The organism is Streptococcus jiangnanensis (assembly GCF_040888325.1).
GTDB lineage: Bacteria > Bacillota > Bacilli > Lactobacillales > Streptococcaceae > Streptococcus > Streptococcus jiangnanensis.
Window position 1 is genome coordinate 205,458 of the sequence record NZ_JBFNFF010000001.1, and the last position, 17,023, is coordinate 222,480.

Below are 17,023 nucleotides of genomic sequence, written 5' to 3' on the forward strand. Positions count from 1 at the left end.
TAATGGCTAAAAAATCAATGATTGCTAAGAACAAACGTCCAGCGAAGTTCTCTACTCAAGCTTATACTCGTTGTGAAAAATGTGGTCGTCCACATTCAGTTTACCGCAAATTTAAACTTTGCCGTGTTTGCTTCCGTGAATTAGCTTACAAAGGACAAATTCCTGGTGTAACAAAAGCATCTTGGTAATTTAAGATATCAAGGGCGTCAAAACTCTAAGTGAAAATAGGAAACATGACGAAGAAACTGAAGTTTCTAGGAAAGTTTATCTTTTTCACACAGGGTTTAGCCCGAGTTCAGTTGGGCTCGCCAATTTGAACACGAGCTACAGCTTTGGCGAAAAAGACCAATTTTCTTTGGAGCATCGCTCCTGCATCAAATTGCCTATTTTTGCTCTTGCTGTTACGCTCTTTGTATCATGTATTAACTAGCAAGTGCAACTTGCAAACTACTAGTAAGAGGAGAAAAACAAAATGGTTATGACTGACCCAATCGCAGACTTCCTAACTCGTATTCGTAACGCTAACCAAGCGAAACACGAAGTACTTGAAGTACCTGCATCAAATATCAAAAAAGGGATTGCTGAAATCCTTAAACGCGAAGGTTTTGTTAAGAACGTAGAAATCATCGAAGATGACAAACAAGGCATCATCCGTGTATTCCTTAAATACGGACCAAACGGTGAAAAAGTTATCACTAACTTGAAACGTGTTTCTAAACCAGGGCTTCGTGTCTACAAAAAACGTGAAGATCTTCCAAAAGTTCTTAACGGACTTGGAATTGCTATTCTTTCAACTTCTGAAGGTTTGCTTACTGATAAAGAAGCTCGCCAAAAGAACGTTGGTGGAGAAGTTATCGCTTACGTTTGGTAATATTTAGCTTCCAATTTCTTTGTGACTCTTCGTTATCGTCTCTTACCTAACCCAAAGTTATGCCTGCGAGACGATGGCTAGATTCACTTTGAAATTGAAACCTGAATGTTCCTTTAAATCGAGAAATCGATTTAACCCCCGTGAAAACTGGCCGTTCTGGCCTGACAATTTAACAGGAGAAAATAAATATGTCACGTATTGGTAATAAAGTTATCGTGTTGCCTGCTGGTGTTGAAATCACTAACAATGACAACGTTGTAACTGTAAAAGGACCTAAAGGAGAACTTACTCGTGAGTTCTCAAAAGATATTGAAATTCGTGTGGAAGGTACTGAAGTAACTCTTCACCGTCCAAACGATTCAAAAGAAATGAAAACAATCCACGGAACTACTCGTGCCCTTTTGAACAACATGGTTGTTGGTGTATCAGAAGGATTCAAGAAAGAACTTGAAATGCGCGGGGTTGGTTACCGTGCACAACTTCAAGGATCTAAACTTGTTTTGGCTGTTGGTAAATCTCATCCAGACGAAGTTGAAGCTCCAGAAGGAATTACTTTTGAACTTCCAAACCCAACAACAATCGTTGTTAGCGGAATTTCAAAAGAAGTAGTTGGTCAAACAGCTGCTTACGTACGTAGCCTTCGTTCACCAGAACCATATAAAGGTAAAGGTATCCGTTACGTTGGTGAATTCGTTCGCCGTAAAGAAGGTAAAACAGGTAAATAATGTTGAGTGGTTGATTTTTAACCACCAACCTATTTTCCAACTTAGTGCATAGCACACGATTTAAAACTAAAGAGGTGAAAACTGTGATTTCTAAACCAGATAAAAACAAACTCCGCCAAAAACGCCACCGTCGCGTTCGCGGAAAACTCTCTGGAACTGCTGATCGCCCACGTTTGAACGTATTCCGTTCTAATACAGGCATCTACGCTCAAGTGATTGATGACGTAGCGGGTGTAACGCTCGCAAGTGCTTCAACTCTTGACAAAGAAGTTTCAAAAGGAACTAAAACTGAACAAGCCGTTGCTGTCGGTAAACTCGTTGCAGAACGTGCAAACGCTAAAGGTATTTCAGAAGTGGTGTTCGACCGCGGTGGATATCTATATCACGGACGTGTGAAAGCTTTGGCTGATGCAGCTCGTGAAAACGGATTGAAATTCTAATAGGAGGACACTAGAAAATGGCATTTAAAGACAATGCAGTTGAATTAGAAGAACGCGTAGTTGCTGTCAACCGTGTTACAAAAGTTGTTAAAGGTGGACGTCGTCTTCGTTTCGCAGCTCTTGTTGTTGTTGGTGACCACAATGGTCGCGTAGGATTTGGTACTGGTAAAGCTCAAGAAGTTCCAGAAGCAATCCGCAAAGCAGTAGAAGATGCTAAGAAAAACTTGATTGAAGTTCCTATGGTTGGGACAACAATCCCACACGAAGTTCTTTCAGAATTCGGTGGAGCTAAAGTATTGTTGAAACCTGCTGTAGAAGGTTCTGGAGTTGCCGCTGGTGGTGCAGTTCGTGCCGTTGTGGAATTGGCAGGTGTGGCAGATATTACATCTAAATCACTTGGTTCTAACACTCCAATCAACATTGTTCGCGCAACTGTTGAAGGTTTGAAACAATTGAAACGCGCTGAAGAAGTTGCTGCCCTTCGTGGTATTTCAGTTTCTGATTTGGCATAAGAAAGGGGATAAAATGGCTCAAATTAAAATTACTTTGACTAAGTCTCCAATCGGACGCATTCCATCACAACGTAAAACTGTTGTAGCACTTGGACTTGGCAAATTGAACAGCTCTGTTATCAAAGAAGACAACGCTGCTATCCGTGGTATGATCACTGCAGTATCTCACTTGGTAACAGTTGAAGAAGTAATCTAATGAATTTTTAGGGGATGTGGCAATACTCATCCCCTAAAACTAGGTATAGTCATCTAAGATGACCATGTATAGGCGAGTTGATAAGGGAGACAACCTTTTCTCTCTTATCGGCGCTAGCATTTTACAAAAGAGGAGAAAATAATAATGAAACTTCATGAATTGAAACCTGCAGAAGGTTCTCGTAAAGTACGTAACCGTGTTGGTCGTGGTACTTCATCAGGTAACGGTAAAACATCTGGTCGCGGTCAAAAAGGTCAAAAAGCTCGTAGCGGTGGCGGAGTTCGCCTTGGTTTTGAAGGTGGACAAACTCCATTGTTCCGTCGTCTTCCAAAACGTGGATTCACTAACATCAACGCTAAAGAATACGCAATTGTAAACCTTGACCAATTGAACGTCTTTGAAGACGGTGCAGAAGTAACTCCAGTTGTACTTATCGAAGCAGGAATTGTGAAAGCTGAAAAATCAGGAGTTAAAATTCTTGGTAACGGTGAGTTGACTAAGAAATTGACTGTGAAAGCAGCTAAATTCTCTAAATCAGCTGAGGAAGCTATCACTGCTAAAGGTGGTTCTGTAGAAGTCATCTAAGAGAGGTGACCCATGTTTTTTAAATTACTAAAAGAAGCGCTCAAGGTTAAACAAGTTCGATCAAAAATTCTCTTTACGATTTTTATCATTCTTGTTTTCCGTATTGGGACAAGTATCACTGTTCCAGGTGTGAATGCAAAAAGTTTGGAAGCTCTCAGTGGTTTATCTTTCTTGAACATGCTTAGTCTTGTTTCAGGGAATGCCATGAAGAACTTCTCCGTTTTTGCACTCGGAGTAAGTCCGTATATCACTGCTTCAATCGTTGTTCAATTGCTACAAATGGATATTTTACCGAAGTTTGTAGAATGGGGCAAACAAGGGGAAGTAGGACGGAGAAAACTAAACCAGGCTACTCGTTACATTGCACTTGTACTTGCATTTGTTCAATCTATCGGGATTACAGCAGGATTTAATACTCTATCTGGAGCGAAATTATTAACGACAGCTTTAACTCCACAAGTTTTTGTTACTATTGGTATTATCCTCACAGCAGGTAGTATGATTGTAACTTGGCTTGGGGAACAAATTACAGATAAGGGATACGGAAATGGTGTTTCTATGATTATCTTTGCAGGTATTGTTGCTTCAATTCCTGAGATGATTAAGGGTATCTATGTTGACTACTTCGTCAATATTCCAAGTAGCCGTTTGACTTCATCTATTATCTTTGTCGTTATTTTGATTATCGCTGTCTTGTTGATTGTTTACTTTACAACCTTTGTTCAACAGGCAGAATATAAAATTCCAATCCAATATACAAAAGTTGCTCAAGGAGCCCCATCAAGCTCATACCTTCCATTGAAGGTGAACCCAGCGGGGGTTATCCCAGTTATCTTTGCAAGTTCCATCACAGCAGCACCTGCAGCCATTCTTCAATTTTTGAGTGCTACAGGTCATGATTGGGCTTGGGTACGTACAGCACAGGAAATGTTATCTACAACATCTCCGACAGGTGTTGCTATGTATGCCTTGTTGATCATTCTCTTTACATTCTTCTATACATTTGTACAGATCAATCCAGAGAAAGCAGCAGAAAACTTGCAAAAGAGTGGAGCCTACATTCATGGTGTCCGTCCTGGTAAGGGTACTGAAGAGTTCATGTCGAAACTTCTTCGTCGCCTTGCGACTGTCGGATCAATCTTCCTTGGTGTGATTTCAATCTTGCCGATTGTGGCAAAAGATGTCTTTGGTCTTTCAGAAGCTGTTGCTTTTGGGGGAACTAGTCTTTTGATCATTATCTCAACTGGTATTGAAGGAATCAAACAGCTAGAAGGTTACCTATTGAAACGTAAGTATGTTGGTTTCATGGACAAAACAGAATAAAAGCAAGATTACTTTTGCTTAGAGAGTGGAGTATGAAGGTCTATCTATCAGAGAGATTTTCGTCTCCCCTCTTATATTTTGTTTTTAAATAGGAGTTGAAACGAATTTCTGCTTCTATTTAAATACAAAATAAGGAGATCCTATCATGAATCTTTTGATTATGGGCTTACCTGGAGCAGGTAAGGGAACACAAGCAGCTAAAATTGTGGAGCAATTCCACGTGGCACACATTTCAACTGGCGATATGTTCCGTGCTGCTATGGCAAATCAAACTGAAATGGGTGTACTTGCCAAGTCATACATTGACAAAGGTGAGTTGGTTCCAGATGAAGTTACAAATGGAATTGTTAAAGAACGTCTTTCACAGGACGACATCAAGGAAACAGGTTTCTTGTTGGATGGTTACCCACGTACGATTGAACAAGCCCATGCCTTGGACAAAACATTGGCAGAACTTGGTATCGAACTGGAAGGTGTGATCAACATCGAAGTGAACCCAGATTGCCTCTTGGAACGTTTGAGTGGCCGTATCATCCACCGCGAAACAGGTGAAACCTTCCACAAAGTTTTCAACCCACCAGTTGACTACAAAGAAGAAGATTATTACCAACGTGAAGATGACAAACCTGAGACAGTGAAGCGTCGTTTGGATGTCAATATCGCCCAAGGTGAACCAATCATTGCTCACTACCGTGCCAAAGGGTTGGTCCACGATATCGAAGGAAATCAAGATATCAATGATGTGTTCAAAGACATCGAAAAAGTATTGACAAATTTGAAATAAAGCGTTTTTCACACTTGCAAAAAATCGCTACAAATGTTATACTGAGATAGTCTGACTTATAATTGTTGTCTCTGTTTTCAGAGGCATCGAATCGAAATTTATGGAGGTGCTTTTGCGTGGCAAAAGACGATGTGATTGAAGTTGAAGGCAAAGTAGTCGATACAATGCCTAACGCAATGTTTACGGTTGAACTTGAAAATGGACATCAGATTTTAGCAACAGTTTCTGGTAAAATTCGTAAAAACTATATTCGTATTTTAGCGGGAGATCGTGTTACTGTCGAGATGAGTCCATATGACTTGACACGTGGACGTATCACTTACCGCTTTAAATAATCGAAAAACTTGGAGGGATAAGAAATGAAAGTAAGACCATCGGTCAAACCAATTTGCGAATACTGTAAAGTAATTCGTCGTAATGGTCGTGTTATGGTAATTTGCCCAGCAAATCCAAAACACAAACAACGTCAAGGATAAGATAGAAAGGAGAAAAAATGGCTCGTATTGCTGGAGTTGACATTCCAAATGACAAACGCGTAGTAATCTCATTGACTTACGTTTATGGTATCGGACTTGCAACATCTAAGAAAATTTTGGCTGCTGCTGGAATCTCAGAAGATGTTCGTGTACGTGACCTTACATCAGATCAAGAGGATGCTATCCGTCGTGAAGTGGATGCAATCAAAGTTGAAGGTGACCTTCGTCGTGAAGTAAACTTGAACATCAAACGTTTGATGGAAATCGGTTCTTACCGTGGTATTCGTCACCGTCGTGGACTTCCTGTCCGTGGACAAAACACTAAAAACAACGCTCGCACTCGTAAAGGTAAAGCTGTTGCGATTGCTGGTAAGAAAAAATAATATAGGAGGTAAAAGTCTTGGCTAAACCAACACGTAAACGTCGTGTGAAAAAGAATATCGAATCTGGTATTGCTCATATTCACGCTACATTTAATAACACTATTGTTATGATTACTGATGTGCATGGTAATGCAATTGCTTGGTCATCAGCTGGTGCTCTTGGTTTCAAAGGTTCTCGTAAATCTACACCATTCGCTGCTCAAATGGCTTCTGAAGCTGCTGCTAAATCTGCACAAGAACACGGTCTTAAATCAGTTGAAGTTACTGTAAAAGGTCCAGGTTCTGGTCGTGAGTCAGCTATTCGTGCGCTTGCTGCCGCTGGTCTTGAAGTAACAGCAATTCGTGATGTGACTCCAGTGCCACACAATGGTGCTCGTCCTCCAAAACGTCGCCGTGTATAATCATCGCATTACACTGCTTTTCGTTTAAGAGGGAGTAACTAAATGATTGAGTTTGAAAAACCAAATATAACAAAAATTGATGAAAATAAAGATTATGGCAAGTTTGTAATCGAACCACTTGAACGTGGCTACGGTACAACTCTTGGTAACTCTCTTCGTCGTGTACTACTAGCTTCTCTACCAGGAGCAGCAGTGACATCTATCAACATTGAAGGTGTCTTGCATGAGTTCGACACAGTTCCAGGTGTTCGTGAAGACGTGATGCAAATCATTCTGAACATTAAAGGGATTGCAGTGAAATCATACGTTGAAGACGAAAAAATCATTGAACTGGACGTTGAAGGTCCTGCTGAAATTACAGCTGGAGACATTTTGACTGACAGTGATATTGAAATTGTAAATCCAGATCATTATCTCTTTACAATCGGTGAAGGTTCTTCTCTAAAAGCGACAATGACTGTTAACAGTGGTCGTGGATATGTACCTGCTGATGAAAACAAAAAAGATAATGCACCAGTTGGAACACTTGCTGTAGATTCTATTTATACACCAGTTACAAAAGTCAACTATCAAGTAGAGCCTGCTCGTGTAGGTAGCAATGATGGATTTGACAAATTAACCCTTGAAATCTTGACTAATGGAACAATTATTCCAGAAGATGCTTTAGGGCTTTCAGCACGTATCTTGACAGAACATCTTGATTTGTTTACAAATCTTACTGAGATTGCTAAGTCAACTGAAGTGATGAAAGAAGCTGATACTGAATCTGACGATCGTATTTTGGATCGTACGATTGAGGAACTGGACTTGTCTGTGCGTTCATACAACTGTTTGAAGCGTGCCGGTATCAATACTGTGCATGATTTGACAGAAAAATCTGAAGCAGAGATGATGAAAGTACGAAATCTTGGACGCAAGAGTTTGGAAGAAGTGAAACTCAAACTCATTGACTTGGGTCTTGGATTAAAAGATAAATAAAGGAGGAATACATGGCTTACCGTAAACTAGGACGCACTAGCTCACAACGTAAAGCAATGCTTCGCGATTTGACAACTGACCTTTTGATCAACGAATCAATCGTGACAACTGAAGCTCGTGCTAAAGAAATCCGTAAAACTGTTGAAAAAATGATTACTCTAGGTAAACGTGGTGATTTGCATGCACGTCGTCAAGCAGCTGCTTTCGTACGTAATGAAATCGCATCTGAAAACTATGATGAAGCAACTGATAAGTACACTTCTACTACAGCACTTCAAAAATTGTTCTCAGAAATCGCACCTCGTTATGCTGAACGTAACGGTGGATACACTCGTATCCTTAAAACTGAACCACGTCGTGGTGATGCTGCGCCAATGGCGATCATCGAATTAGTATAAAATCATCAATTTTGTTGAGTGTTATGATGATGGAGTCTTGTGCTCTTAGTCTAGCTCTGGTCTACCGCTGGGACTTCGGTCCTAGCGGGAACACTCATCATCATTTGATAGGGTAGACGCTTGTTTACGAAATTGTTTTTTGTTTAAGAACAACTTCGTAAGCAGGCGTTTTTTAGTATTTTTTTCGGAAATGTGCTATACTAAGGAAAAAGAAAATCAAAAACGTTCAGGTTTTCTAAAAATCGTAGAATGGGAGTCTAAAAATGAAGGCTATTATTACAGTGGTTGGCAAGGACAAGGCTGGTATTGTTGCAGGCGTGTCTACTAAAATTGCAGAATTGGGTTTGAATATTGACGATATTTCTCAGACAGTGTTGGATGAATACTTTACTATGATGGCGGTCGTTTCTAGTGACGAAAAACAGGATTTCACTTATCTGCGAAATGAATTTGAAACTTTTGGTCAGAGCTTGAATGTTAAAATCAATATTCAAAGTGCAGCGATTTTTGACGCCATGTATAATATCTAGGAGGTCATCATGGATATTAGACAAGTTACTGAAACCATTGCTATGATCGAGGAGCAGAACTTCGATATCAGAACCATCACCATGGGCATCTCCCTTTTGGACTGTATTGATCCAGACATCGAATGTGCTGCTGAAAAGATTTACCAAAAAATCACTACTAAAGCTGCAAATCTAGTGGCTGTAGGAGATGAAATTGCTGCAGAACTTGGGATTCCTATTGTTAATAAACGGGTATCGGTGACTCCGATTTCTTTAATTGGTGCTGCGACTGATGCGACAGACTATGTTGTTTTGGCAAAGGCACTTGACAAGGCTGCCAAGGAGATTGGTGTTGACTTTATCGGTGGATTCTCTGCCTTGGTACAAAAAGGCTACCAAAAAGGAGATGAAATTCTCATCAATTCTATCCCCCGTGCTCTAGCTGAGACAGACAAGGTTTGTTCGTCTGTTAACATTGGCTCAACTAAGTCAGGTATCAACATGACTGCGGTCGCTGATATGGGACGTATCATCAAGGAAACAGCGAACTTATCAGATATGGGTGCTGCCAAATTGGTCGTATTTGCTAATGCTGTTGAGGACAATCCTTTTATGGCAGGGGCTTTCCATGGTGTTGGGGAAGCAGATGTTATCATTAATGTCGGGGTTTCGGGTCCTGGTGTGGTCAAGCGTGCCTTGGAAAAAGTTCGTGGACAGAGCTTTGATGTAGTAGCTGAGACGGTCAAGAAAACAGCCTTTAAGATTACTCGTATTGGTCAGTTAGTTGGGCAAATGGCGAGTGAACGCCTTGGTGTTGACTTTGGAATTGTTGACCTAAGCTTGGCGCCAACTCCTGCAGTTGGTGATTCTGTGGCACGTGTCCTTGAGGAAATGGGTCTAGAAACAGTTGGTACGCATGGGACGACGGCTGCCCTCGCTCTTTTGAATGACCAAGTTAAGAAGGGCGGAGTGATGGCTTGTAACCAAGTCGGTGGCTTGTCAGGTGCCTTTATCCCCGTTTCTGAAGATGAGGGGATGATTGCTGCGGTGCAAAATGGCTCCCTAAATTTAGAGAAACTAGAAGCCATGACGGCTATCTGTTCAGTTGGACTGGATATGATTGCCATTCCGGAAGATACGCCTGCTGAAACCATTGCAGCTATGATTGCGGATGAGGCGGCCATTGGTGTGATTAACATGAAAACAACGGCTGTCCGTATTATTCCAAAGGGCAAAGAAGGCGATATGATTGAGTTTGGTGGTTTGCTAGGGACAGCTCCAGTGATGAAGGTCAACGGGGCTTCGTCTGTTGATTTCATCTCTCGCGGTGGGCAAATCCCAGCTCCAATCCATAGTTTTAAAAATTAATAAAAAAGAGAGAAGATTTAAGTTGAGTTTAAGGATGACTGTGTATACTATAATCATTAAATAAAGACCTCCTAACTTTATTTAATAGAAATCCTAAACTTTTTCATAATAATCTCCTAGGGAAGCTACCATGAGGGTAGCTTTTCTTTTGGGTAATTTATAAATGTTGGCTTTGCTTTTGAAAGCCGAATATTTCTTTGATCCATGATATAATAGAAGAAAATGGAGGATAGAAAATGTCTAAAGTAAGATTGTACTTGGTCCGTCATGGGAAAACGATGTTTAACACCATTGGACGTGCTCAAGGATGGAGTGATACACCTCTGACTGCAGAAGGTGAGTTGGGAATCCATGAACTGGGAATTGGCTTGAGAGAGTCTGGCTTGCAGTTTGACCGCGCTTATTCCAGCGATTCAGGGCGCACCATTCAAACTATGGGAATTATCCTAGAAGAACTTGGCCTACAGGGGAAAATCCCTTACCGCATGGACAAGCGAATCCGTGAGTGGTGCTTTGGCAGTTTTGATGGGGCCTATGATGGGGACCTCTTTATGGGCTTGATTCCGAGAATTTTCAATGTGGACCATGTTCACCAATTGTCTTATGCTGAACTGGCTGAGGGTTTGGTAGAGGTTGATACAGCTGGCTGGGCTGAAGGTTGGGAAAAACTCAGTGGTCGAATCAAGGAAGGCTTTGAAGCGATTGCCAAAGAAATGGAAGAACAAGGTGGGGGCAATGCTCTCGTCGTAAGCCATGGAATGACCATTGGGACCATTGTTTATCTGATCAATGGTATGCATCCGCATGGCCTCGATAATGGTAGCGTGACGATTCTTGAATATGAGGACGGTCAGTTTAGCGTTGAGGTTGTTGGTGACCGTAGTTATCGAGAGCTAGGACGTGAGAAGATGGAAGAAATAAAAAATTGATAGAAGTTAGCTCCGATTAGGAGCTAATTTTTTTCCTGTTAAATAAGGTGGATTTGCGACTCAGTATTTCTTGTTATCCAAGTCTAAAAGAATATTTCTCGTCTTTCAAATTCCCCTAAAAATGGTATAATAGTAACATCATAAAATTGGAGAGAGACCATGAGTTTTTACAATCATAAAGAAATTGAGCCTAAGTGGCAGGGCTACTGGGCAGAACATCATACATTTAAGACAGGAACAGATGCATCAAAACCGAAGTTTTATGCTCTCGATATGTTCCCATATCCTTCAGGAGCTGGATTGCACGTAGGACACCCAGAAGGTTATACAGCAACGGATATCCTCAGCCGTTACAAACGTGCGCAAGGATACAACGTCCTTCACCCAATGGGATGGGATGCCTTTGGTTTGCCAGCTGAGCAGTATGCTATGGATACGGGGAATGACCCAGCTGACTTTACAGCGGAAAACATTGCCAACTTTAAACGCCAAATCAATGCGCTTGGATTCTCTTACGACTGGGACCGTGAAGTTAACACCACAGATCCAAACTATTACAAGTGGACTCAGTGGATTTTCACTAAGCTTTACGAAAAAGGCTTGGCCTATGAAGCGGAAGTACCAGTAAACTGGGTGGAAGAATTGGGAACAGCCATCGCTAATGAAGAAGTACTTCCTGACGGAACTTCTGAACGTGGGGGCTATCCCGTTGTCCGCAAACCGATGCGTCAATGGATGCTTAAAATCACGGCCTATGCAGAGCGATTGCTTAATGACTTGGATGAGTTGGATTGGCCAGAATCTATCAAGGATATGCAACGCAACTGGATTGGGAAATCAACTGGTGCCAATGTAACTTTCAAAGTGAAAGGGACTGACAAGGAATTCACCGTCTTTACCACTCGTCCTGATACTCTTTTCGGTGCGACCTTCACAGTCTTGGCTCCTGAGCATGACTTGGTTGACGCTATCACAAGTCCAGAGCAAGCTGATGCAGTTGCAGACTACAAACACCAAGCTAGTCTCAAGTCTGACTTGGCTCGTACCGATCTAGCCAAGGAAAAAACAGGGGTTTGGACGGGCGCTTATGCCATCAACCCTGTCAATGGCAAGGAAATTCCAATCTGGATTGCCGACTATGTTCTTGCTAGCTATGGAACAGGTGCCGTTATGGCTGTGCCAGCCCACGACCAACGTGACTGGGAATTTGCCAAACAATTTGACCTTCCAATCGTAGAAGTACTTGAAGGTGGTAATGTAGCAGAAGCTGCCTACACAGAAGACGGTCTTCATGTCAATTCAGACTTCCTAGATGGCCTTAACAAAGAAGATGCTATTGCTAAGATTGTGGCTTGGCTGGAAGAAAAAGGTTGTGGACAAGAGAAGGTCACCTATCGTCTCCGCGACTGGCTCTTTAGTCGTCAACGTTACTGGGGTGAGCCAATTCCAATCATTCATTGGGAAGATGGGACTTCAACAGCTGTTCCAGAAAGTGAATTACCACTTGTCTTGCCAGTAACCAAGGATATTCGCCCTTCAGGTACTGGTGAAAGCCCGTTGGCTAACTTGACTGACTGGTTGGAAGTGACGCGTGAAGATGGCGTCAAAGGTCGTCGTGAAACAAACACTATGCCACAATGGGCAGGTTCAAGCTGGTACTACCTCCGCTATATCGACCCACACAACACAGAAAAATTGGCCGACGAGGATCTCCTCAAACAATGGTTGCCAGTGGATATCTACGTGGGTGGTGCAGAGCATGCTGTACTTCATTTGCTCTACGCTCGTTTCTGGCACAAATTCCTCTATGACCTCGGTGTTGTTCCGACTAAGGAACCATTCCAAAAACTCTTTAACCAAGGGATGATTTTGGGAACAAGCTACCGTGACCACCGTGGAGCTCTTGTAGCGACTGACAAGGTTGAAAAACGTGACGGTTCTTTCTTCCATGTGGAAACAGGAGAAGAACTGGAGCAAGCACCAGCCAAGATGTCTAAATCGCTCAAGAACGTTGTCAATCCAGACGATGTGGTGGAACAATACGGTGCCGATACCCTTCGCGTCTATGAAATGTTCATGGGGCCACTCGATGCTTCCATCGCTTGGTCAGAAGAAGGTCTGGAAGGAAGCCGTAAGTTCCTAGACCGTGTATACCGTTTGATTACAAGTAAAGAAATCGTTGCGGAAAATAATGGTGCTCTTGACAAGGTTTACAATGAAACAGTCAAAGCTGTCACTGAGCAAATCGAGTCCATGAAATTCAACACAGCCATTGCCCAACTTATGGTCTTTGTCAACGCTGCCAACAAGGAAGACGAACTCTATGTGGACTATGCCAAAGGCTTTATCCAATTGATTGCCCCATTTGCACCTCACTTGGCAGAAGAACTCTGGCAAACAGTTACAGCAACAGGTGAGTCCATCTCTTACGTGGCTTGGCCAACTTGGGACGAAAGCAAATTGGTTGAAGACGAAATCGAAATCGTGGTTCAAATCAAAGGAAAAGTCCGTGCCAAACTCATGGTCGCTAAAGACCTATCACGTGAAGAATTGCAAGAAATTGCTCTCGCTGACGAAAAAGTTAAAGCAGAAATTGACAGCAAGGAAATCGTGAAGGTGATTGCGGTACCTAATAAACTCGTTAATATTGTTGTGAAATAAGATAGGAATCCTTCAGAGTAGAATCTGGAGGATTTTTTGAATTTTTTCATGAAAGTATGATATACTATGTGCAATTATAAAGTTTGAAAAGTGAATCAAGGAGAAAACAATGCCAGTAAACGAATATGGTCAGATGATTGGCGAGTCAATGGAAGGTTATACATCTGGTGAATTGCCTTCTATTGATTTCTTAGAAGGGCGTTATGCTCGGATAGAGGCTCTTTCAGTGGAAAAGCATGCGGAGGATTTGCTAGCTGTTTATGGTCCGGATACTCCTCGGGAGATGTGGACCTATCTCTTTCAGGAACCAGTGGCAGATATGGAGGAGTTGGTTAGCCTTTTAAATCAGATGTTGGCTCGTAAGGATCGCTTTTACTATGCGATTGTAGACAAGGCAACTGGTAAGGCCTTGGGAACTTTTTCTCTCATGCGCATTGATCAGAATAACCGAGTGATAGAAGTGGGAGCTGTCACTTTTTCTCCAGAACTCAGGGGAACACGTATAGGGACAGAGGGTCAATATCTCCTAGCTCGCTATGTTTTTGAGGAGCTTAACTATCGTCGCTATGAGTGGAAATGTGATTCTCTAAATATCCCATCAAGACGAGCCGCGGAGCGTTTGGGCTTTGTCTATGAAGGAACCTTCCGTCAGGCAGTCGTTTATAAGGGGCGTACGAGAGATACGGATTGGTTGTCTATGATTGATAAGGACTGGCCTCAAGTCAAAGCTCGTTTAGAAACATGGTTGGCTCCTGAAAATTTTGATAAAAATGGACGGCAGTACAAGAGCTTAAGAGAATTCTGAGAGGTATTGAGATGATGACTATTAGAAGGCAAGAAATTGTCAAGCTAGAGGATGTTTTGCATCTCTATCAGGCAGTTGGATGGACAAAATATACACATCAACCTCAGATGTTGAAGAAAGCCTTGTCTCACTCATTAGCGATTTATCTAGCACTTGATGGCGATGCCGTAGTGGGCTTGGTCCGTTTGGTCGGAGATGGTTTTTCATCGATTTTTGTCCAGGATTTGATCGTTTTGCCGAGCTATCAGCGCCAAGGGATTGGCAGTGCCTTAATGAAAGAGGCTTTAGGTGATTACAAAGATGCCTATCAAGTCCAACTAGTGACCGATCAGACAGAAAAAAACTTGGGATTCTATCGTTCTCTGGGATTTGAAACCTTATCTACTTATGATTGTACAGGAATGATTTTGGTGGATAGAAAAAGATAAAAAAATATTTTTTCTTAAGTAAAGTTTAAGTCTCCTCGTGTATTATATAGTTATTAGATAAAGACCTCCTAATACTCTTCGAAAATCTCATCAACCTTCGTTAGAGTCGACTTAGCTATCTATCGTTATGCTTGAGTCTATCTGCCTAGTCTGATTTCGATTTTCATTGAGTACCCTTTATTTAATGAAATCTCAAACTTTTCTTTTTCATCATAATCTCCTAAAGAAGCCGCCCGATCAGGTGGCTTTTTTGTTGCTTGAAAAAGAAAATTTCATTTGGAAAAAAATTTAAAAAAATAATAAATCAGAGAAAAGTTAAGTTAGCTTTAAGATTCATCTTGTATTATATAATCGTTAAATAAAGACCTCCTAACTTTATTTAATGAAATCCTAAACTTTTCTTTTTCATAATAATCTCCCTAAAGAAGCCACCCAATCAGGTGGCTTTTTTGTTTGTAGGCTGGATTTTTGCTATAATAGGAACATGAGTAGAATTTTAGACAATGAGATCATGGGGGATGAGGAGTTAGTAGAACGTACCCTCCGTCCCCAATATTTACGTGAATATATCGGTCAGGATAAAGTCAAGGACCAGCTGCAAATCTTTATCGAGGCAGCAAAAATGCGTGATGAGGCACTGGACCATGTTCTTTTATTTGGCCCTCCAGGTCTCGGGAAAACAACCATGGCCTTTGTTATTGCCAATGAACTGGGAGTCAATCTCAAGCAAACGTCTGGTCCTGTCATCGAAAAAGCGGGTGATCTGGTAGCCATTTTGAATGATTTGGAACCTGGAGACGTCCTTTTTATTGACGAGATTCATCGCTTGCCCATGTCGGTGGAAGAGGTGCTTTATAGTGCCATGGAGGACTTCTACATTGACATCATGATTGGGGCTGGAGAGGGTAGTCGCAGTGTCCATTTGGACTTGCCGCCTTTTACCTTGATTGGTGCGACGACACGTGCGGGGATGCTTTCTAATCCTCTACGAGCACGTTTTGGGATTACGGGTCATATGGAATACTATGCCCACGCTGACTTGACAGAGATTGTTGAGCGGACAGCAGATATTTTTGAGATGGAAATCACTCATGAGGCAGCTTCGGAGTTGGCCTTACGTAGTCGAGGAACTCCTCGTATCGCCAATCGTCTCCTCAAGCGCGTGCGCGACTTTGCCCAGATTATGGGAAATGGGGTTATCGATGATGTCATTACCGATAAGGCTTTGACCATGTTAGATGTAGACCATGAAGGTTTGGACTATGTGGACCAAAAAATCCTTCGCACCATGATTGAGATGTATGGTGGTGGTCCTGTAGGACTGGGAACCCTTTCTGTTAATATAGCAGAAGAACGCGAGACGGTCGAAGATATGTACGAACCTTACCTGATTCAGAAAGGTTTCATCATGCGAACTCGTTCTGGACGGGTGGCGACAGCTAAGGCATATGAGCATTTAGGGTATGAATACAATGAAAAATGAACAAGAAATTCTAGATGCTTTCAGAGAAAATCCAGATATGATGACCATTCTGACCATCATTCGTGATTTTGATCTGAAAGACTCGTGGTTGGCAGCAGGTTCTGTCAGGAATTTCATCTGGAATCTCTTGTCAGACAAATCGCCTTTTGATCATGAAACGGACGTGGATGTGATTTTCTTTGATCCAGATGTTTCTTATGAGGAAACAGTGTCCCTAGAGAAAAAACTGAGAGAGGATTTTCCTCAGTATCAGTGGGAGTTGAAAAATCAGGTCTATATGCATCTGCACAGTTCCCACACAGCGCCTTACACGAGTTCCCGTGATGCCATGAGTAAATATCCGGAACGCTGTACGGCGATAGGACTCCGCTTGCATGCCGACGCAACTTTGGAGCTCTTTGTCCCCTATGCTTTAGAGGATATTTTGAACTTTCAGATTTCCCCAACTCCTCATTTTTTAGAGAATGAAGATCGAATGAAGCTCTATCAAGAACGCTTGTCCAAGAAAAATTGGCAAGAAAAATGGAAAAATCTTACTTTTTCAAAAAACTTAAGAAAAATTTAAGTTAGTGACGGTATACTAGGTTCATAAGTTAAGAGGAACTTAACTTAAACTCCTAAAACTTTTTCATAATAATCTCCCTATAAAACTAAGTCGCCCAATCAGGCGGCTTATTTTTTGTCTGTAAGGAGAGCTAATAACTTAGCAATAGAAGAAAATAGGGAAATATGGTATAATGAAACGATAGATTTTTGAATAGGAATAAG

The 17,023-nt window shown here is 41.7% G+C and carries 23 protein-coding genes; all 23 read left to right on the top strand.

Annotated elements, in window-relative coordinates; genetic code table 11:
- The first annotated feature begins 2 nt into the window (after positions 1-2).
- Entirely contained in the window at positions 3-188 is a 186-nt protein-coding gene (locus AB2B49_RS01005) for a type Z 30S ribosomal protein S14 (protein WP_001085697.1), read from the top strand.
- 284 nt (positions 189-472) lie between these two features.
- A complete protein-coding gene (gene rpsH, locus AB2B49_RS01010) occupies positions 473-871 on the top strand; it encodes a 30S ribosomal protein S8 (protein ID WP_000245504.1) in 399 nt (132 codons plus the stop codon).
- A gap of 188 nt (positions 872-1,059) precedes the next feature.
- The gene (gene rplF / locus AB2B49_RS01015; protein WP_000086626.1) at positions 1,060-1,596 is read left to right on the top strand and encodes a 50S ribosomal protein L6; all 537 of its coding nucleotides are present in this window, start codon (positions 1,060-1,062) and stop codon (positions 1,594-1,596) included.
- 83 nt (positions 1,597-1,679) lie between these two features.
- Positions 1,680-2,036, top strand: coding sequence for a 50S ribosomal protein L18 (gene rplR / locus AB2B49_RS01020; RefSeq protein WP_000624044.1), 357 nt, complete (start codon positions 1,680-1,682; stop codon positions 2,034-2,036).
- 17 nt (positions 2,037-2,053) lie between these two features.
- The gene (gene rpsE, locus AB2B49_RS01025) at positions 2,054-2,548 is read left to right on the top strand and encodes a 30S ribosomal protein S5 (protein WP_000874204.1); all 495 of its coding nucleotides are present in this window, start codon (positions 2,054-2,056) and stop codon (positions 2,546-2,548) included.
- A 13-nt stretch (positions 2,549-2,561) separates the two neighbouring features.
- On the top strand, positions 2,562-2,744 hold the full coding sequence (rpmD, locus tag AB2B49_RS01030) for a 50S ribosomal protein L30 (protein WP_049484736.1): 183 nt from the start codon (positions 2,562-2,564) through the stop codon (positions 2,742-2,744).
- A 144-nt stretch (positions 2,745-2,888) separates the two neighbouring features.
- Positions 2,889-3,329, top strand: coding sequence for a 50S ribosomal protein L15 (rplO, locus tag AB2B49_RS01035; protein ID WP_000766089.1), 441 nt, complete (start codon positions 2,889-2,891; stop codon positions 3,327-3,329).
- Positions 3,330-3,341: 12 nt separating this feature from the next.
- Positions 3,342-4,652, top strand: a complete 1,311-nt coding sequence (gene secY / locus AB2B49_RS01040; RefSeq protein WP_000465385.1) for a preprotein translocase subunit SecY — start codon at positions 3,342-3,344, stop codon at positions 4,650-4,652.
- 145 nt (positions 4,653-4,797) lie between these two features.
- Positions 4,798-5,436 (top strand): adenylate kinase, encoded by a 639-nt coding sequence (locus AB2B49_RS01045; RefSeq protein WP_001050433.1) that lies wholly within the window; start codon positions 4,798-4,800, stop codon positions 5,434-5,436.
- Positions 5,437-5,552: 116 nt separating this feature from the next.
- Entirely contained in the window at positions 5,553-5,771 is a 219-nt protein-coding gene (gene infA, locus AB2B49_RS01050) for a translation initiation factor IF-1 (RefSeq protein ID WP_001029883.1), read from the top strand.
- A 24-nt stretch (positions 5,772-5,795) separates the two neighbouring features.
- Entirely contained in the window at positions 5,796-5,912 is a 117-nt protein-coding gene (gene rpmJ / locus AB2B49_RS01055) for a 50S ribosomal protein L36 (protein ID WP_001808836.1), read from the top strand.
- 17 nt (positions 5,913-5,929) lie between these two features.
- Positions 5,930-6,295: a 30S ribosomal protein S13 gene (gene rpsM, locus AB2B49_RS01060; RefSeq protein WP_000090781.1), complete on the top strand. Its 366-nt coding sequence runs from the start codon at positions 5,930-5,932 to the stop codon at positions 6,293-6,295.
- 17 nt (positions 6,296-6,312) lie between these two features.
- A complete protein-coding gene (rpsK, locus tag AB2B49_RS01065; protein WP_001118385.1) occupies positions 6,313-6,696 on the top strand; it encodes a 30S ribosomal protein S11 in 384 nt (127 codons plus the stop codon).
- Positions 6,697-6,738: 42 nt separating this feature from the next.
- Complete coding sequence (locus tag AB2B49_RS01070) at positions 6,739-7,674, top strand: DNA-directed RNA polymerase subunit alpha (RefSeq protein ID WP_000568993.1); 936 nt, start codon at positions 6,739-6,741, stop codon at positions 7,672-7,674.
- Positions 7,675-7,685: 11 nt separating this feature from the next.
- A complete protein-coding gene (rplQ, locus tag AB2B49_RS01075) occupies positions 7,686-8,072 on the top strand; it encodes a 50S ribosomal protein L17 (RefSeq protein WP_000331493.1) in 387 nt (128 codons plus the stop codon).
- A gap of 263 nt (positions 8,073-8,335) precedes the next feature.
- Complete coding sequence (locus AB2B49_RS01080) at positions 8,336-8,602, top strand: ACT domain-containing protein (RefSeq protein ID WP_007519010.1); 267 nt, start codon at positions 8,336-8,338, stop codon at positions 8,600-8,602.
- Between the two features lie 9 nt (positions 8,603-8,611).
- Positions 8,612-9,949: a PFL family protein gene (locus tag AB2B49_RS01085; protein WP_049505483.1), complete on the top strand. Its 1,338-nt coding sequence runs from the start codon at positions 8,612-8,614 to the stop codon at positions 9,947-9,949.
- Positions 9,950-10,185: 236 nt separating this feature from the next.
- On the top strand, positions 10,186-10,878 hold the full coding sequence (locus AB2B49_RS01090) for a histidine phosphatase family protein (protein ID WP_000049279.1): 693 nt from the start codon (positions 10,186-10,188) through the stop codon (positions 10,876-10,878).
- A gap of 159 nt (positions 10,879-11,037) precedes the next feature.
- A complete protein-coding gene (leuS, locus tag AB2B49_RS01095) occupies positions 11,038-13,539 on the top strand; it encodes a leucine--tRNA ligase (protein ID WP_049505482.1) in 2,502 nt (833 codons plus the stop codon).
- A gap of 109 nt (positions 13,540-13,648) precedes the next feature.
- The gene (locus AB2B49_RS01100; RefSeq protein WP_049505481.1) at positions 13,649-14,344 is read left to right on the top strand and encodes a GNAT family N-acetyltransferase; all 696 of its coding nucleotides are present in this window, start codon (positions 13,649-13,651) and stop codon (positions 14,342-14,344) included.
- A gap of 11 nt (positions 14,345-14,355) precedes the next feature.
- Positions 14,356-14,772 (top strand): GNAT family N-acetyltransferase, encoded by a 417-nt coding sequence (locus AB2B49_RS01105; RefSeq protein ID WP_049505480.1) that lies wholly within the window; start codon positions 14,356-14,358, stop codon positions 14,770-14,772.
- A gap of 484 nt (positions 14,773-15,256) precedes the next feature.
- Positions 15,257-16,255, top strand: coding sequence for a Holliday junction branch migration DNA helicase RuvB (ruvB, locus tag AB2B49_RS01110; protein ID WP_084939994.1), 999 nt, complete (start codon positions 15,257-15,259; stop codon positions 16,253-16,255).
- Positions 16,236-16,820: a nucleotidyltransferase family protein gene (locus AB2B49_RS01115; protein WP_049505437.1), complete on the top strand. Its 585-nt coding sequence runs from the start codon at positions 16,236-16,238 to the stop codon at positions 16,818-16,820. Before ruvB ends, AB2B49_RS01115 begins: the two co-directional genes overlap by 20 nt.
- Positions 16,821-17,023: the final 203 nt, after the last annotated feature.

Coding starts and splice junctions, on each gene's coding strand:
- AB2B49_RS01005 (WP_001085697.1), top strand. CDS start 3: ATGGCTAAAAAATCAATGATTGCTAAGAACAAACGTCCAGCGAAGTTC.
- rpsH (WP_000245504.1), top strand. CDS start 473: ATGGTTATGACTGACCCAATCGCAGACTTCCTAACTCGTATTCGTAAC.
- rplF (WP_000086626.1), top strand. CDS start 1,060: ATGTCACGTATTGGTAATAAAGTTATCGTGTTGCCTGCTGGTGTTGAA.
- rpsE (WP_000874204.1), top strand. CDS start 2,054: ATGGCATTTAAAGACAATGCAGTTGAATTAGAAGAACGCGTAGTTGCT.
- rpmD (WP_049484736.1), top strand. CDS start 2,562: ATGGCTCAAATTAAAATTACTTTGACTAAGTCTCCAATCGGACGCATT.
- rplO (WP_000766089.1), top strand. CDS start 2,889: ATGAAACTTCATGAATTGAAACCTGCAGAAGGTTCTCGTAAAGTACGT.
- secY (WP_000465385.1), top strand. CDS start 3,342: ATGTTTTTTAAATTACTAAAAGAAGCGCTCAAGGTTAAACAAGTTCGA.
- AB2B49_RS01045 (WP_001050433.1), top strand. CDS start 4,798: ATGAATCTTTTGATTATGGGCTTACCTGGAGCAGGTAAGGGAACACAA.
- rpmJ (WP_001808836.1), top strand. CDS start 5,796: ATGAAAGTAAGACCATCGGTCAAACCAATTTGCGAATACTGTAAAGTA.
- rpsM (WP_000090781.1), top strand. CDS start 5,930: ATGGCTCGTATTGCTGGAGTTGACATTCCAAATGACAAACGCGTAGTA.
- AB2B49_RS01070 (WP_000568993.1), top strand. CDS start 6,739: ATGATTGAGTTTGAAAAACCAAATATAACAAAAATTGATGAAAATAAA.
- rplQ (WP_000331493.1), top strand. CDS start 7,686: ATGGCTTACCGTAAACTAGGACGCACTAGCTCACAACGTAAAGCAATG.
- AB2B49_RS01080 (WP_007519010.1), top strand. CDS start 8,336: ATGAAGGCTATTATTACAGTGGTTGGCAAGGACAAGGCTGGTATTGTT.
- AB2B49_RS01085 (WP_049505483.1), top strand. CDS start 8,612: ATGGATATTAGACAAGTTACTGAAACCATTGCTATGATCGAGGAGCAG.
- AB2B49_RS01090 (WP_000049279.1), top strand. CDS start 10,186: ATGTCTAAAGTAAGATTGTACTTGGTCCGTCATGGGAAAACGATGTTT.
- leuS (WP_049505482.1), top strand. CDS start 11,038: ATGAGTTTTTACAATCATAAAGAAATTGAGCCTAAGTGGCAGGGCTAC.
- AB2B49_RS01100 (WP_049505481.1), top strand. CDS start 13,649: ATGCCAGTAAACGAATATGGTCAGATGATTGGCGAGTCAATGGAAGGT.
- AB2B49_RS01105 (WP_049505480.1), top strand. CDS start 14,356: ATGATGACTATTAGAAGGCAAGAAATTGTCAAGCTAGAGGATGTTTTG.
- ruvB (WP_084939994.1), top strand. CDS start 15,257: ATGAGTAGAATTTTAGACAATGAGATCATGGGGGATGAGGAGTTAGTA.
- AB2B49_RS01115 (WP_049505437.1), top strand. CDS start 16,236: ATGAATACAATGAAAAATGAACAAGAAATTCTAGATGCTTTCAGAGAA.